The sequence below is a fragment of the Rhodococcus wratislaviensis genome, from assembly GCF_041228765.1.
Taxonomy (GTDB): domain Bacteria; phylum Actinomycetota; class Actinomycetes; order Mycobacteriales; family Mycobacteriaceae; genus Rhodococcus_F; species Rhodococcus_F wratislaviensis.
In genome coordinates, this window is sequence record NZ_CP150489.1 from 212,338 (window position 1) to 227,349 (window position 15,012).

Annotated in this window: 12 protein-coding genes; 11 read left to right on the forward strand and 1 reads right to left on the reverse strand. The window is 63.4% G+C overall.

Translation table 11 applies throughout. The features are described from left to right. Positions 1-146: 146 nt before the first annotated feature. From WKC72_RS39870 to WKC72_RS39895, 6 genes are all read left to right on the forward strand, one after another. Positions 147-1,493 (forward strand): MFS transporter, encoded by a 1,347-nt coding sequence (locus WKC72_RS39870; RefSeq protein ID WP_370185408.1) that lies wholly within the window; start codon positions 147-149, stop codon positions 1,491-1,493. Further along, on the forward strand, positions 1,490-2,692 hold the full coding sequence (locus tag WKC72_RS39875) for a CaiB/BaiF CoA transferase family protein (RefSeq protein ID WP_370185410.1): 1,203 nt from the start codon (positions 1,490-1,492) through the stop codon (positions 2,690-2,692). Before WKC72_RS39870 ends, WKC72_RS39875 begins: the two co-directional genes overlap by 4 nt. Positions 2,693-2,715: 23 nt before the next feature. Beyond that, entirely contained in the window at positions 2,716-3,909 is a 1,194-nt protein-coding gene (locus tag WKC72_RS39880; RefSeq protein ID WP_370185411.1) for an acyl-CoA dehydrogenase family protein, read from the forward strand. 105 nt (positions 3,910-4,014) lie between these two features. Next, entirely contained in the window at positions 4,015-5,013 is a 999-nt protein-coding gene (locus WKC72_RS39885; protein ID WP_370185413.1) for a LysR family transcriptional regulator, read from the forward strand. Next, positions 5,013-5,366: a YidH family protein gene (locus tag WKC72_RS39890; protein ID WP_370185414.1), complete on the forward strand. Its 354-nt coding sequence runs from the start codon at positions 5,013-5,015 to the stop codon at positions 5,364-5,366. Before WKC72_RS39885 ends, WKC72_RS39890 begins: the two co-directional genes overlap by 1 nt. Then, positions 5,366-5,686 (forward strand): DUF202 domain-containing protein, encoded by a 321-nt coding sequence (locus WKC72_RS39895; RefSeq protein WP_370185416.1) that lies wholly within the window; start codon positions 5,366-5,368, stop codon positions 5,684-5,686. The genes WKC72_RS39890 and WKC72_RS39895 overlap by 1 nt, the downstream gene beginning before the upstream one ends. 285 nt (positions 5,687-5,971) lie before the next feature. On the opposite strand, the gene WKC72_RS39900 is transcribed toward WKC72_RS39895, so the two are convergent. Continuing rightward, a complete protein-coding gene (locus WKC72_RS39900; RefSeq protein ID WP_370185418.1) occupies positions 5,972-7,237 on the reverse strand; it encodes a PucR family transcriptional regulator in 1,266 nt (421 codons plus the stop codon). Positions 7,238-7,613: 376 nt separating this feature from the next. Between WKC72_RS39900 and WKC72_RS39905 the strand changes: the two genes are divergently transcribed. From WKC72_RS39905 to WKC72_RS39925, 5 genes are all read left to right on the forward strand, one after another. Further along, entirely contained in the window at positions 7,614-8,870 is a 1,257-nt protein-coding gene (locus WKC72_RS39905) for an MFS transporter (protein ID WP_370185420.1), read from the forward strand. A gap of 53 nt (positions 8,871-8,923) precedes the next feature. Continuing rightward, positions 8,924-10,819, forward strand: coding sequence for an alkyl/aryl-sulfatase (locus WKC72_RS39910; RefSeq protein WP_370185422.1), 1,896 nt, complete (start codon positions 8,924-8,926; stop codon positions 10,817-10,819). Between the two features lie 83 nt (positions 10,820-10,902). Then, positions 10,903-12,027, forward strand: coding sequence for an NDMA-dependent alcohol dehydrogenase (locus WKC72_RS39915; RefSeq protein WP_370185423.1), 1,125 nt, complete (start codon positions 10,903-10,905; stop codon positions 12,025-12,027). A gap of 32 nt (positions 12,028-12,059) precedes the next feature. Further along, positions 12,060-13,484 (forward strand): aldehyde dehydrogenase family protein, encoded by a 1,425-nt coding sequence (locus WKC72_RS39920; RefSeq protein WP_370185424.1) that lies wholly within the window; start codon positions 12,060-12,062, stop codon positions 13,482-13,484. Between the two features lie 193 nt (positions 13,485-13,677). Beyond that, the gene (locus tag WKC72_RS39925) at positions 13,678-14,910 is read left to right on the forward strand and encodes an acyl-CoA dehydrogenase family protein (RefSeq protein ID WP_370185426.1); all 1,233 of its coding nucleotides are present in this window, start codon (positions 13,678-13,680) and stop codon (positions 14,908-14,910) included. Positions 14,911-15,012 lie beyond the last annotated feature (102 nt).

The following is a 15,012-nucleotide window of genomic DNA, read 5'->3' on the forward strand; positions in this document are numbered from 1 at the left end:
ATATAGGCAGAACCGTATGGTCCGGCCGCGTATTGCCGGTTGATCCGGCACCGGGACTTGGATGTGATGTGAGTACCGCTCCAGTGGCCGCCATCACACAACCCGGGCCTCCACTGCCTGAGCGCTCACACTTCCGAAGGAAATTGATGGTGACGACAGAAACCCGTCCCGGCGACACCGGACACCGGCCGCCGCGCCAGGCAAGCCGGCGTGCGTGGGGAATCGTTGTGTTGCTGTTCCTGTTTTTTACGCTGAACTTTGCTGACAAAGCGGCGATCGGCTTGGGAAGTCAGCAGATCCGTGCAGATCTCGGGCTCACCGCGGGTCAGTACGGGCTACTCAGCAGTGCCTTCTTCTGGCTGTTCGCGGTCGGTGCGGTCGCCCTCACCGCGGTGCTCCGCAAGATCTCGTATACCTGGGGTGCCGGCCTGCTGATGATCACCTGGATCGTCAGCATGCTGCCCCTGACCGTCCAGACGTCATTCGGTGTGCTCCTCGCGTGCCGAATTGCGTTGGGCTTCTTCGAAGGTCCCGCACATGCGCTGTGCCAGTCGATTGTCGCCGACCGTTTCTCTCCCGAGAGGAGGGCGACGGCCGGGGCGGTGGTCAATGCCGGGTCGTCGGTGGGGCCGCTGATCGCCGCTCCTGTGCTGACCTGGGTGATCCTGACCTGGTCGTGGCACGCCGCCTTCATGGTCCTCGTCGGCGTGGGAGTGCTGTGGGTGATCGGGTGGTTCTGGTACACCGAAAAGCTGCCGTTCAAGCGAACCGAGGCTGCGGTCGAGGGCGTCGCGAAGATCGAAGACCCCAACGGCACGATCGTGGTTCCCTTCCGCCGCCTGCTGACGTTGCAGAGTTTCTGGGGGCTGGTCCTCCTCTCCTTCGCCGGTTACCTCATCTCCTCGCTCAAGGTGGCGTGGCTGCCCGCGTACATGAACGAGGGGCTCGGGTACTCGGCGAGCACCGTCGGCATGCTGGTGACGCTGCCGTACATCGTCGCGGTCGCGGTCCTGCTCTCGGCGGGACTGCTGTCCGGCCGGCTGCTCCGCAAGGGCTACAGCTCACGGGTCGCGCGCGGCTACCTCACCGGTGCCTATCTGCTGGTCGGAGGCGTCTCGATGGTGATCTTCACCCAACTCGCGGCCGGTCCGGTGCAATTGGTTTTCGTGATTGCCGCGTTTGCGGTCAACAGCGTCGCGTTCTCCGTCGCCTTCGCCGGAGCGTCCGACTTCCTGCCGGCCCGGCAGCGGGTGGCGTTCTTCGGCTGCATCATCGCCGCCTACAGCGTCGCGGGCATCGTTGCCCCGTACGCCCTCGGACTGATCGTCGAACATGCATCCAACGCCGCGCAGGGCTACTCGGCCGGTTTCATGCTCGTCGGCATCACGGTGTGCGTGCTCGGTGTCGTCGGCGGCATGATGCTCAACCCGGAGAAGGCCAAGGCCAGGCTCGAGAAGCTGACCGTCGAATACGCGGCGCGAGAGGCGCGGTGACTACCATGAATGGACCCCTGACCGGCATCCGGGTACTCGACCTCGGTCAATACATCGCCGGCCCCAGCGCTTGCCAGACCCTCGCAGATCTCGGCGCGGACGTCCTGAAAGTCGAGAGCGTGCGCGGCGACCAGGCGCGCGGCATCGGTACGTTCGGTCAAGCGATGGTGCAGGCCTACAACCGGGACAAACGCAGCATCGCCCTCGATCTGAGGCAAGTGGACGCCCGGGTGATTCTCCACAAGTTACTGGCCGAAGCCGATGTGCTGGTGCAGAACTTCCGCAACGGCTCCGCTGAACGCCTGGGAATCGGCCCAGACGAACTGAGGCGGCGCTACCCCCGACTCGTGCACGGGAGCGTGACCGGATTCGGGGTCAACGGTCCCTCCAGCGACCGTCCGGGACTCGACATCGCAGCACAGGCAGAGTTCGGGCTCATGCACGTCACCGGGGAAGCGGACGGTGACCCGCAACGGCTGGGGCTCCCCGCCGCCGACGTCACCGCGGCCAACGCACTCGCCACCGGCATCCTCGCCGCGCTGTATCAACGAACCTCGACCGGTCGAGGCGCGCACATCCAGACCTCGCTGATGGAGGCGACACTGGCGATGCAGGCGGCGAACTGGGGGGAATACACGATCACGGGGCAGGCACCGCGGCGCAAGGGCAACGGCCAGGCGCACGCCGCACCGGCCGCGGATGTCGTCACCCTGACGGATGGAAAGATCGTGCTCTCGGCCTACACGGACGAGAAGTGGTCTGCGCTGTGTCATCTCATCGATCGCCCGGACATGATCGACGATCCGCGGTTCGTCGACAACCCGGCGCGCGTCGCGCACCGGCGCGAACTGTTGGCGACCCTCTCCGAGGCGTTCGGCGCGATGACGCGCGATCAAGCCGTCGAGCGGTTGCTGTCCGCCCAGATCGTTTGCGGCGCAATCCGATCCTTCGACGACATCGCCGAGGACAAGGACGTGATCGCGTCCGGGGTCCTCGTCGACGTCGCCGGGGCTGACGGCTCGTCGTTCACCAGTCCCGGGCTGGCTTTCACCCTCGACGGCCGTCGCCGCGCCACCTCGGTCGCCGCCCCGGCCACCGGCCAGCACACCGCGGCCGTTCTGCACGAACTCGGTTACACGGACGAAGAAGTAGCCGGACTCCTCGGCCGCGGCGTCGTCGGCGACTGCGCACCCCACTGACACTATTTCGAAAGGTTCCCCTCATGATCGACCCTGAGGTCCTCGACTACGACTTCCCCACCTACCTGAAGGCAATTGCCGACTTCACCGAAAACGACCTCGTTCCGGCCGAGAACGAGATGGTCGATGCGGGTGAGGTTCCCGCCCGCATCCTCGACCGGATGGCGGCACTCGGCCTGTTCGGCATCTCCATCCCCCGTGCCTACGGCGGCCTCGAATGGACCATGGAACAGCAGGTACAGCTGACCTTCGAATTCACCCGTGCGTCGTGCGTGTACCGCTCCCGCTTCTCGACGGTGATCGGCCTGTGCTCGCAGGCCATCCTCGATCACGGAACCGAGGAACAGCGCCGACGGATGCTTCCCGCCATGGCCGCAGGCGAGTTGGTCACGGCATTCGCTCTCACCGAGGAAGCGGCCGGCTCCGATGCAGCCCACCTGCGCACCACCGCCGTGCGCAAGGGTGATGTGTACGTTCTGAACGGCAGCAAGCGCTACATCACGAACGCCGCCTGGGCGGATGCGTTCATCGTCTTCGCCCGCACCGACGAAGCCGAACCCGGCGCCGCGGGAGTGTCAGCCCTCATCGTGGACGCCGACTCTCCCGGCGTGCGGACGGTCCTGCCCGCGATCATGAACGGGCATGCCGAGGCGCCGGTCGGCGAGATCTACTTCGACAGTGTGGAGGTGCCCGCGGCGAACCTTCTCGGGGGCACCGAAGGCGCGGGGCTGACGATGGCACTGCGCGGCATCAATCACGCGCGTCTGCATGTCGCCGCGACTTGTGTCGGTCAGGCCACTCGAATGCTGGAAGAGACGACCTCACATGTCAACGGCCGCAAACAGTTCGGTGCTCCGTTGGCGGATCTCGGCGCGGTTCAGGCGGCACTCGGAGCCAGCTTCGCCGAACTCGAGGCCGGACGTGCGCTGACAGTCGAATGTGCGCGGGCCTTCGACGACGGTGTCATCCCACGCCACCGCATTGCTTCCGCAAAGTTGTACAGCTCCGAGATGGCGAGCCGGGTCGCCGACCGTTGCGTTCAGCTACTGGGAGGTGAGGGCATCGTCGGCCCGCATCCCGTCCCACGGATGTGGCGAGACGTTCGTGCGCTGCGCATCTACGAGGGATCCTCGCCGATCCACGAGCGGAACCTCGCCAAGGCCATGATCACACAGGTCGGCGTCGACGGAACACTGCCCGACTCCTACCGCGTCTGATCCCGGCAGTTGGTGGCAACAGTTGCCGCGGCAGCCCCCGACGGCCGTTCCTCACGGTGTCGGCGCCGCACGGATCCCGCCTGAGGCGAGAGGGAAGATGGACTCATGGACTTGCGACAGCTCGAGTACTTCCTAGCCATCGTCGAGCACGGAGGAGTCAACCGAGCGGCCCTGCATCTCCACGTCGCACAGGCGACCCTGTCACAGGGCATCCGTCAGCTCGAACGCGAACTGAAGCTGTCCTTGTTCCACCGGACCGGACGAAATCTCGTCCTCAACCCGGCAGGCCAACTGCTGGTCGAGCCCGCTCGCAGAGTGCTCGGCGACATCGTCGCTGCGGAAGACATCATGCGGGGGGCCCGTGAAATGCAGGTCGGGTCCATCACGATCGGAACGATGCCGGAGATGTCCAGCGAGGCCGTCGCCGCATGGAGCGCGTCGTTCACCCGTCTGTACCCCGACATACGAATCGACCTGTCGGAGTTTCCCTCCGCCCGGGAACTGTGTGACGAGGTACTGGCCGGACACTGCGAGCTCGGATTCACGACCTTCCCGGTTCCGATGGACAACCTCGAGCGGGTGGAACTGGGGGTCCAGCGGTTGCTGCTCGTGATGCCGCCGGGCACCCCCACCGACACAACCGGGCCGTTCGAGTTGACTCGACTCCGTGACGTTCCGCTGGCGGTGAGCAATTCGGCTCGCCGCGAGAACGACATCGTCACCTCGATACTGCGGCGGGAATCGGTGGTTCCCTTGATCAGAGCCCAGGTGCCGAACCGGCACGCGCAGATGACCCTGGTCCTCAATGGCGCCGCCAGCGCCTTTCTTCCCCTGAGGATGGCGACCGCTGCGCACCGACTCGGTGCCGTCGTCGTCGAAACCAGCCCCGGTATCCGGACCCCGTTCGGGATCGTGCACCGCCCCGGAGCCCTGAACCCGGCGGCGCGCAGCTTCGTCGTACAGAGTCACGCGGATCTGGCCCGGCGTAACGCACGGATCACCGAACTTCAAGCCGCCGGGGCGGCGCTACTCGACGCTGCCCTGACGGCGGACGACGAATTGGACTCGAGAAAACACACCATGCCGAAAGGGCCCGTCGATTGATGCCGAATTGGACACCGTTCCGCTCCGGGGAGGACCCCGACCCGCGCTTCACACTCGCGAACGAACGTACCTACCTGGCCTGGATTCGGACAGCCACGGCACTCGTCGCCTCCGGTCTCGGACTGGAGGCCTTCGCCGGCGATCTGCTTGCTCCCGCGATCCGTGTCGCGATGGCCGCTCTGCTCCTCGTGGCCGGCGGCGTGATCGCCATCGCCGCATTCGCGCATTGGATCAGCGCCGAGCGAGCATTGCGTGCGGGTCGTACCCTGCCGGTACCGGTGATGGCACCGGTTGTCGCCGGGGTGCTCGTCATCTGCGCCGTCGTCTTGATTGCCGAAGTGGTGAACTCCTGATGAGCGTGCCTCACTCGATTGACGCGGGGCTCCAGCCCGAACGCACCTCGCTGTCCTTCGTACGAACCTGTCTGTCGATACTCGGGCTGGTCGTGGCCTGCCTACGTTGGCTTCCGCCCAGCAATCCCACGGCGCTGGTCGGTCCGGCGATCGCCGGCACACTCGTCGCCGGCGCCGCGGTGAACGAGCACCGTTCACGGCCCCGCCGAATGACGCGGTTTGCCGCAGAGTCCGCAACGCCGGCCATCGTCACCGGAGGGTTCCTGGTGGTGAGTGTCGCACTGCTGAGCCTCAGCGGACTGTGGTTTCTGGTGCACTGAGGCCTGGCACGCCTGCCGGGGCGAAGACCTCGCCACCGGTCGGTCCGAGCACATCCATCCTGACGCGCACCGATAATGGCGAGAGTGCACAGCACCGCTGACCACGGATATCAGAATTCGCTCTGCTTCATCCAGGGAGCTGAGGAAACGTGCACTCGGGTTCCTGGACCGCCGTACCTGGACGTCCGTTCTCGCGCAGAACCGGACGCAGGAACGGACCTGAGCGTGCACGCGGCAGTGACAGTGTCTAGCTGACCGCCGCCGCACGCCAATCTGACCGAACATTCACGAGCATGCGGTATTGCTCCCTGACCGATGCACGTTGAGTCGACGACGGGCCAGCGCAGCGCCCAACGTCATTACACCCTCGAAGGTGTTCGGGTCCGTTCCGAGGAGGGAGGTGATGCGGCGCAGCCGGTTGTTGACCGTGTTGGGATGCACTCGGAGGGCTCTGGCGGTGCTCATCCGGTCCATGTCGCGGCGTAGATAGCATTCCAGTAGCTCGAGGAGTTCAGGGAAAGGCTCAAGTGGTACGAGGAGCAGATCGAGGAGCTGACTTCCCTCGCCGGGCCTCGAAAGCTGATACTCGAGTGCGACGTCAGCGAGCCTGCACACCTGTGGGGGGCGATGCCGACTTCCGGCCAAGGTCAGGACCTCGGTGGCCAGCTGTCCGGATCGGGAAACTTCGTCGAGCGGAACGTTGTCGATAAAGCCGGCTCGGACCTGCGCTCCCGCAGAAGACTGAATCCGGACCACCAAGTCGCGGACGACGTCGTAGGGTGGCGGCGAGCTCGCTTCGGCGGCCGCCGCCACGAGGAGGTGACCGCCGCTCGGGCCGAGTGTCGTCAAGACCGGTGGGGTTCGGTGAAAGTCCGCGATTCTGAGAATGTGTCGAAGCTTTCGTCGACCGGCCACTGTTCTACCAGTCGGGTCCTCGACCAGTTCGTCCGGCAACGGCTCGATCGCGAGAGCGACAACATGGTACGAAGAAGCCAGCTCGATCCTGAAGCGGTCGGCGTAAGACTGGGCGTCCTGACCGTCCAATAGCATGCGCGCGACGAGATGGTTCGCGCTGCTCACTTCACTGTCGATGACGGCACGCTCACGTTGGTACGATTCGACAACGGTCTCGATATAGATCCCGAGAAGTGAAAAAAGTGCAGCGCCAATGTATTCGATCTCAATGATCTCATCCGGATTCGCGATACTCGAGACTTCTTGCCAGATCCGCTCGAAGCCGTGCTGCCAATTACCTATGACGAGTGGCAGTGGAACCGCCTCATCGGCGCGCTGCGCGGCGATCTCCCGCGCCGACCGCAGGTCGTCGGCCGACGGAGAGCGATTCACACGTATCGAGCGGAGAATGACCGACAGGCTTCTGCGAGTGATCGCAGGCAACTCGCTCTGCCTGATCGCCGGCGGCAGCGACTGCAACGCGCCATGTCTGTCCATCGTGGACTCCTTGACGAGTATCGCAACCCGGGTCTGTAGCTGATCGAGAATTCTGCCCACCGCAGAGGGCGGCTGCGTTGCTGGCACCAACTCGCTCATCAAGTCTCCGTCATGTTGTGCTCGAGCACACCGTCAGCGCGCTATGGCTGTGCTCAGCAGCTATTGCAGTGGTAATTCGCACATCATAGTGTCTAGTCATGCCAACCCTGTGACTGAAGCCACATCCGGCCCTTTCATTGGTGAAGACGTCGACTTATGCGTCGATCGCAGGGTTGGCGCTACGAAGCCCCCTCACACAAAGTGAACTCTCGTGCCGTGGTCAGCCCTCGAATCCCACATTAGGAAGCCCTGAATGCACCCTCCTGAGCAGCAAGAAAATTCCGGATCTGCAGTCGCGGTGCGAGCCGGTGAAGGCAACCGCCCCAATCAGACCACCATGGGGGCCTCGTTCGGCGCGGGGGGGCGACGGGCGTGGATGATCACCGCCTTGCTGATGGCATTGATGATGATCAACTTCGCCGACAAGGCTGTCTTGGGGCTCGCTGCAACGAACATTCGCGCGGAATTCGGGATCTCTGCGGAGCAGTACGGCACCATCGCCAGTGCCTTCTTCCTCCTCTTCAGCATCTCGGCCCTCGTCGTGGGTCACCTTGCCGACCGTTTCAGCACTCGAAAAGTACTCTTCGCGCTGTCCTTGGTGTGGTCGTTGTCGATGCTGCCGGTGATCGGATCTGCCGGATTCGTGGTTATCCTCGCCTCGCGGATCGTGCTGGGCGCCGCGGAAGGTCCTGCCTTCGGCGTCGCGCAACACGCCTTGCACAAATGGTTCGTGGACACCGAGCGCGGTGTCCCGACGGCACTACTCACCATTGCGACATCGGTCGGGATCATCCTCGCTGCACCTGGTCTTTCGTGGATGATAATTCATCACGGGTGGCGGTCCGCCTTCATCCTCATGACTGTGCTTGGCCTCGTGTGGAGTGCACTGTGGTTTCTGATTGGGCGGGATGGACCGGTCGGCGATCGGAAGGATGGCAGAGGCCAGCACGCTATTCGGGAAATCGATGGGGTCCACGTGCCCCTCTGGCGAATCCTTGTGTCGCGGACATGGCTTGGGTGCGCGCTCAGTTCGTTTGCTGCCTACTGGTCTGTAGCACTGCTGATCTCCTGGCTCCCACCTTTTCTCACTGATGGCCTCGGATACAGCAAGGCCACGACCGGAACTCTCACAACCCTGCCCTGGATCGTATCCAGCACAATCCTGTTGATTCAAGGTCTCGTTACGCAGCGCCTGATGCGCAAGGGCGTCTCGAGCAGATGGGCTCGAGGTGTCTTGGGCGGAGCAGTAGTAGTCGCCTCGGGGGTGTGCACGCTTGCATTTGTCCACACACCTGACGGTGCTTTCAAGATCGTACTCATTGCCCTCGGCCTCGGCCTGTCCGGAGCAATCTTCGCCGGCGCCACGACGGTCTGTGGCGAGATAGCGCCTGTGGGTCAGCGTGGGGCAGTTCTCGGCGCCTTCGTGGCCGTCTATTCCCTTGCCGGGGTTATCGCTCCGTACGTCGCGGGCATCTTCGTTGGGCAAGCGGGCAGTGTTCCGCTCTCCGGCTACAACACCGTTTTCACCATCACGGGCTTCCTTGTTGTCACCGGCGGGGTACTCGCGATGGTGTTGATTCACCCCGAACGTGATGTTCTCGGGCTGGTGGCAGCGGGAACTCGAACTCGCTGACCACGCACGCCATTGCGCATCCCTTTTCACACATCACCGAACAGAGAGCAACGATGTCGAACAATCCGAAACCTGCTACCGCATTCACCCGATCTGCGAACAAGGCACTTCTCGACCACCTGCCGTTCGACGATCGCAGTGCCTACGATGATGCGCGCCGGGGGTTCATTGCCACCTTGGACCCGATGGTGATCAAGGACGAGAACGGCCGCGTCGTCTGGGACCTCGAACGCTTCCGCTTTCTCGAAACGGAGGCGCCGGAGACGGTCAATCCCAGCCTGTGGAGGATTTCCCAACTACATCTGGAACACGGTCTTTTCCGAGTTGCCGACCGGATCCACCAGGTTCGCGGGTTCGATATCTCGAATATGACCATTGTCGAGGGTCGGACGGGGTACATCGTGATCGATCCTCTGACCTCCACCGAGTGCGCACGGGAGGCGATGCGATTGGTGCGCGAAAACTTGGGGGACAAAGAAGTTCGCGCTGTGATCTACACCCACAGTCACGCCGATCATTTCGGTGGCGTCAAGGGGATCGTGTCGGAAGAGGATGTTCGCAGCGGCGCCGTTCGGGTCGTGGCTCCGTACGGATTCATGGAGCACACGGTCAGCGAGAACGTCTACGCGGGAAACGCAATGTATCGGCGTGCTCAGTACATGTACGGCCAGAATCTCCCTGTCGGGTCGGCCGGAATGATCTCGACTGGGCTCGGAATCGCCCTGTCAGAAGGACAGATCACCCTACTCGAGCCGACCGACCTCATCACCGAGAGCAGCCAGGAACTGGTGCTCGACGGAGTGCGGATCGAATTCCAGTACACCCCGGATTCTGAAGCACCCGCAGAGATGCACTTTCACATCCCCGAGATGCGGGCATTGTGCATGGCCGAGAACGTTTCCCACCATATGCACAATCTCTATACACCTCGTGGTGCCCAGATCCGCGACGCCGCTGCCTGGAGCGGCTACATCGACGAGGCCTTGCGGAGATATGGAGACAAGTCCGACGTCTTGTTCATCAGTCATCAGTGGCCGGTCTGGGGACAAACGGCGATCCGGGGGTTCTTGACCCAGCAGCGTGATCTCTACCGGTACATCCACGACGAAACCCTGCGTCTGGCTGCGCACGGTTACACAATGACTGAGATAGCGGAAATAGTCGAGCTGCCAGAAGGGCTGGCGACCTGCTGGTCCGCTCGTGGGTACTACGGGTCCCTGAACCACAACGTCAAGGCGGTGTATCAGCGGTATCTCGGCTGGTTCGACGCGAATCCAGCGAATCTGCATCCCCATCCGCCTGTCGAGTCCAGCACACGGTACGTGGAGTTCATGGGCGGCGCAGACGCGGTGCTCCAGAAGGCGAAACTCTCCTTCGACGAGGGCGACTATCGGTGGGTTGCGCAGGTCGTCAACCACGTCGTATTCGCCGAGCCGGACAACGAGTTGGCTCGCCAGCTGCAGGCCGATGCCCTCGAGCAGCTCGGATACCAGGCCGAATCCGCGCCATGGCGGAACTTTTACCTTACCGGTGCCCAGGATCTGCGGAACGGGGTTCATACCGATGATCAATCCCTGACCACATCGGACGTTCTGGCCGCGATGACCACGGACATGCTCCTCGATTATCTGGCGATCCGGCTGAACGGTCCGAAGGCCGGCACGCGGAAGTTCGCCGTACATCTGCACGTGATCGACACCGGCGAGGACCGCCTTGTCGAGGTGACCAATGGGGTTCTCATCTGCTCGCCCGTGATCGACGGCACGACGGCTGACGTGTCCGTCGATTTGACGAGCGCAGCATTGGCAGAACTCGTCTTGGGTGCAATCACCATCGAAGACGCGACGGTCGCCGGGAAGATCGACGTTTCAGGACGCGCGGAACTCCTGCACGACCTCTTCTCACTCCTCGACAGCTTCAGCCGATCGTTCAACATCGTCACTCCGTGACCACGCGACCTCGGTCGAACCGTCCTACCGCACTGAGCATCCAGGGCACCTACCCAGACACCATACAGATTTAGGGAGTAACCATGAAGACGAAAGCCGCAGTCCTGCGCGGGGTGAACGAGGACTGGAAGATCGAGACGGTCGATCTGGCAGATCCTGCACCCGGTGAAGTACAGGTTCGCTTGGCTGCCTCCGGTATGTGCCATTCCGACCACCACCTGCGCACCGGCGCCAGTCCCGCACCCCTTCCGATCATTGGCGGCCACGAGGGCGCCGGAGTGGTCACCAAGGTCGGTGCCGGAGTGACCACAGTCACCGAAGGCGACCACGTCGTGACTGCGTTCATCCCCGCCTGTGGATCCTGTGGCCCCTGCTCACGCGGTCTGCAGAACCTGTGCGACGAGGGAGCCCGATTGCTCACCGGGAAGGCGATTTCCGACGATGGATATCGAGTGACTGCAAATGGAGAACCACTGATCCAAATGTGTCTACTCGGAACCTTCTCGCCGTACATCACTGTCAACCACGCGTCGGTAGTCAAGATCGACGAGGACATTCCCCTCGACGTGGCAGCCCTTCTCGGCTGCGGAATTGCGACCGGATGGGGTTCTGCCACAGCTATCGGTGGCACCTCCGTCGGCGACACCGTGGTGGTCGTCGGCTGCGGAGGAGTGGGCATCAATTCCGTGCAAGGTGCGGCTGCTGCCGGCGCTCGCTTCGTTGTGGCCGTCGATCCGGTGGAATTCAAACGGGACAAGGCCCTGGAACTCGGCGCGACCCATGCCTACGCATCCATGGAGGACGCGCTCGAACCACTTCGCGAGCTTACCTGGGGACTCATGGCCGATGTGACAGTTGTGGCAGTCGGTGATATCGAAGGCGACATGATCCAACCCGCGTTGAACCTGACCGCCAAGGCAGGCCAGGTCGTCGTGACCGGGATGGGCGACGCGCAAAAGAGCGAGGTCACCTTGAGCCTGTTCGAACTGACACTTCTCCAGAAGCGTCTGCAGGGAGCGATCTTCGGTGGCATCGGACCACGCACTCAGATTCCGGCTTTGCTCAGACACTATCGAAGCGGTGCGCTCAAGCTCAACGAGTTGGTCACCCAGACGTACCGACTGGAAGACATCAACCAAGGGTACGACGACATGTTGGCCGGTAGGAACCTGCGAGGCCTCATCAAGTACACAGACGCCGACTACTGACCGACGCTCCACCAGAGGGAACGAGAGAACCGATGGCACAGAACCACTTCACCGAACTGTATATCAACGGACGCTGGGTGCCCTCCCACGGCACCTCAGTGATCAACGTCGTGAATCCAGCTACCGAGGGCATCATCGCCTCGGTCCCGCACGGCACCGCATCCGATGTGCACGACGCTGTCACCGCCGCACGTGCGGCCTTCGAATCGTGGTGGCAAACACCGGCCGATGAGCGCGCCAAGTACTTGCGAGCCATCGGGCAGACAATGGCCGCACGCACGGACGAACTCGTCCAGCTGATCTCGGACGAGATGGGAACACCACGCGCGTTCGCCGCCGAATTGCAAGTGCCGTTGCCTATCAACAGCTTCCTCCAAGCAGCTGACATCGCCGAGAGCTATGAGTTCGAGCGCCGCGAAGGCCCTTCTCTGATCGTCCGCGAGCCGATCGGGGTGGTCGCAGCGATCACCCCGTGGAACTACCCTCTGCACCAGGTCGCTGCCAAGGCAGCCTTCGCCCTGGCGGCGGGGAATACCATCATCGTCAAACCCAGTGAGGTAGCGCCCCTCAACGCCTGGATTCTCGCAGAGATCATCGACTCCATCGGTCTTCCCGATGGTGTGTTCAATCTCGTCAGCGGAACCGGTCCGGTGGTCGGCGAAACACTTGTGACCCACCCCGAGGTGGACATGATCTCGTTCACCGGTTCCACCAGTGCCGGCAGACGGGTAGGGGCGCTGGCCGCAAACACGGTCAAACGCGTGGCTCTCGAGCTCGGTGGCAAAAGCCCCAACATCATGCTCTCTGATGCCGATCCCGAGGACGTCGTGCCCCACGCGGTGCAATGGGCATTCTTGAACTCCGGTCAGACCTGCTCGGCGTTGACCAGACTTCTGGTGCCGCGCGACAGGCTGGCCGAGGTAGAAGGTTTGGCGAAGCAGGTAGCAGAATCGCTGGTGGTCGGAGCACCGGACACACCGGAAACCAACCTGGGACCACTGGTGTCGAAAACACAGTGGGATCGAGTTCGCAAGTACATCAGCCAGGGGATTGCGCAGGGTGCCACCCTGGTGACCGGTGGAACCGACCCCATTGACGGGCTCGAGGTCGGCTACTACGTCCGCCCGACCGTCTTCTCCTCGGTAACACCGAACATGGTCATTCACCGCGAGGAGATCTTCGGTCCTGTGCTGTCGATCATTGCCTATGACAGCGAAGAAGAGGCCGTTCGCATCGCCAACGACACCGAGTACGGGCTCGCCGCTTCGGTCTGGTCCAAGGATCCAGCGCGGGCACGCGCGGTAGCCAGCCAGATTCGCGCCGGTCAGGTGGCGATCAACGGTGCCGACTTCAATCCGAATGCTCCCTTCGGGGGCTACAAGCAGTCCGGAAACGGCCGCGAGTTCGGATCATTGGGACTCGAGGAGTTCCTCGAGGTCAAGTCGATTCAAGCCTGAGAACCAAGGACCGGATCATCGACCGTCCGCCACCGGTCCGCCTGGGGGCGGATGGCCCACCCACGGAGCAAGGCAAGATCGCCGGCTACGGATTTGATGACTTGACGGACATGGACGGCCCCGCTTCTGCAGCGCGCCCTCGACCTAGCCGCGTCGCTGACGCTGACGACCCTTCGAACAGGTAGGCATCACCATGGAGTTGTTCGAGTACAGCCCCGAGGTCAAAGATCTGCAGTCCCGGTTGACCGCATTCATGCAGGAGCGGGTGCTGCCCGCCGAGCACATCGCCGCCGAGCAACTGGCGAGCAAGCCCAGCTGGTGGGGTGCACCGCCGGTCATGGCCGAGCTCAAGGCGTCCGCGAAACGGCGGGGTCTGTGGAATCTCTTCCTTTCCGCGAGCGGGGAAGCGGGACTGACGAACCTCGAGTACGCCCCTCTCGCCGAGCTGACCGGGTGGAGTCCGACGATCGCACCGGAGGCCGTGAACTGCAGCCCACCGGACACCGGCAACATGGAGATGCTCGCCCGCTACGGCACCGAGGAGCAGAAGCAGCGGTGGCTTGCTCCGCTGCTCGACGGTGAGTTCCGGTCGTGCTTTTCGATGACCGAGCCCGATGTCGCGAGTTCGGACGCGAACAACGTCGGGCTCGAGATCGCCGAGGAGGGGGACGAGTGGGTGCTCACCGGCCGCAAGTGGTGGTCGACCGCGGCGTTGCGGGAGGACAACCGGGTAGCGATGGTGATGGGTATCACCGACCCGGATGCGCCGGTAGGGTCGCGGCACTCGATTGTGCTGGTGCCGATGGACACCGCGGGGTTGACGGTCGTTCGGTCCACGTCGGTGCTCGGGTTCGACGACCGGCACGAGGGTGGTCACGGCGAGATCGTGTACGACAAGGTACGGGTGCCGAAGTCGAACCTACTCGGCCAGCGTGGTAACGGCTTCGTGGTCGCGCAGGCCCGTCTCGGTCCGGGTCGGATCCATCACTGGTCGCGGTTGGTCGGGATGGCGGAGCGGGCGATCGCGCTGATGACCGAGCGGGCCCGCACCAGGGTTGCGTTCGGCCATCCGCTGGCCGACGAAGGTGTCGTGCAGGCCACGGTGGCGGACGCGCGGATTGCGGTCGACGCGGCGAGACTCATGGTGCTGCGGGCGGCGTGGCGGATGGACGCGGAGGGAGCGAAGGCCGCCCGTCACGACATCGCCGCCGCGAAGGTCCTGGTGCCGCTCACGGTCAAGAGGATCATCGATGACGCGATTCAGATCTTCGGTGCCGCGGGCCTGTCCGCGGACACCCCGCTGGCCATGCTGTACTCGCAGGCCCGATTCCTGCAGATTGCCGACGGTCCTGACCAGGTTCACCGGCGTTCGCTCGCGCGCGCCGAGTTCGCCGCAACACGCACGCTGGCCGAGACCCGAGGATGAAATCCGTTCGGTGTTCTTGATTGCGGTTTCACGATCGACCAGCGCCCAAAGCCCGTGGCTTCGCCACCGCAACAGCAGTACGACATTCCAAGCAGCACAGGA

What these genes read in the sequence shown, in the direction of transcription:
- WKC72_RS39870 (WP_370185408.1), top strand. Translation starts at nt 147, where the DNA reads ATGGTGACGACAGAAACCCGTCCCGGCGACACCGGACACCGGCCGCCG.
- WKC72_RS39880 (WP_370185411.1), top strand. Translation starts at nt 2,716, where the DNA reads ATGATCGACCCTGAGGTCCTCGACTACGACTTCCCCACCTACCTGAAG.
- WKC72_RS39885 (WP_370185413.1), top strand. Translation starts at nt 4,015, where the DNA reads ATGGACTTGCGACAGCTCGAGTACTTCCTAGCCATCGTCGAGCACGGA.
- WKC72_RS39890 (WP_370185414.1), top strand. Translation starts at nt 5,013, where the DNA reads ATGCCGAATTGGACACCGTTCCGCTCCGGGGAGGACCCCGACCCGCGC.
- WKC72_RS39895 (WP_370185416.1), top strand. Translation starts at nt 5,366, where the DNA reads ATGAGCGTGCCTCACTCGATTGACGCGGGGCTCCAGCCCGAACGCACC.
- WKC72_RS39900 (WP_370185418.1), bottom strand. Translation starts at nt 7,237, where the DNA reads ATGAGCGAGTTGGTGCCAGCAACGCAGCCGCCCTCTGCGGTGGGCAGA.
- WKC72_RS39905 (WP_370185420.1), top strand. Translation starts at nt 7,614, where the DNA reads ATGATCACCGCCTTGCTGATGGCATTGATGATGATCAACTTCGCCGAC.
- WKC72_RS39910 (WP_370185422.1), top strand. Translation starts at nt 8,924, where the DNA reads ATGTCGAACAATCCGAAACCTGCTACCGCATTCACCCGATCTGCGAAC.
- WKC72_RS39915 (WP_370185423.1), top strand. Translation starts at nt 10,903, where the DNA reads ATGAAGACGAAAGCCGCAGTCCTGCGCGGGGTGAACGAGGACTGGAAG.
- WKC72_RS39920 (WP_370185424.1), top strand. Translation starts at nt 12,060, where the DNA reads ATGGCACAGAACCACTTCACCGAACTGTATATCAACGGACGCTGGGTG.
- WKC72_RS39925 (WP_370185426.1), top strand. Translation starts at nt 13,678, where the DNA reads ATGGAGTTGTTCGAGTACAGCCCCGAGGTCAAAGATCTGCAGTCCCGG.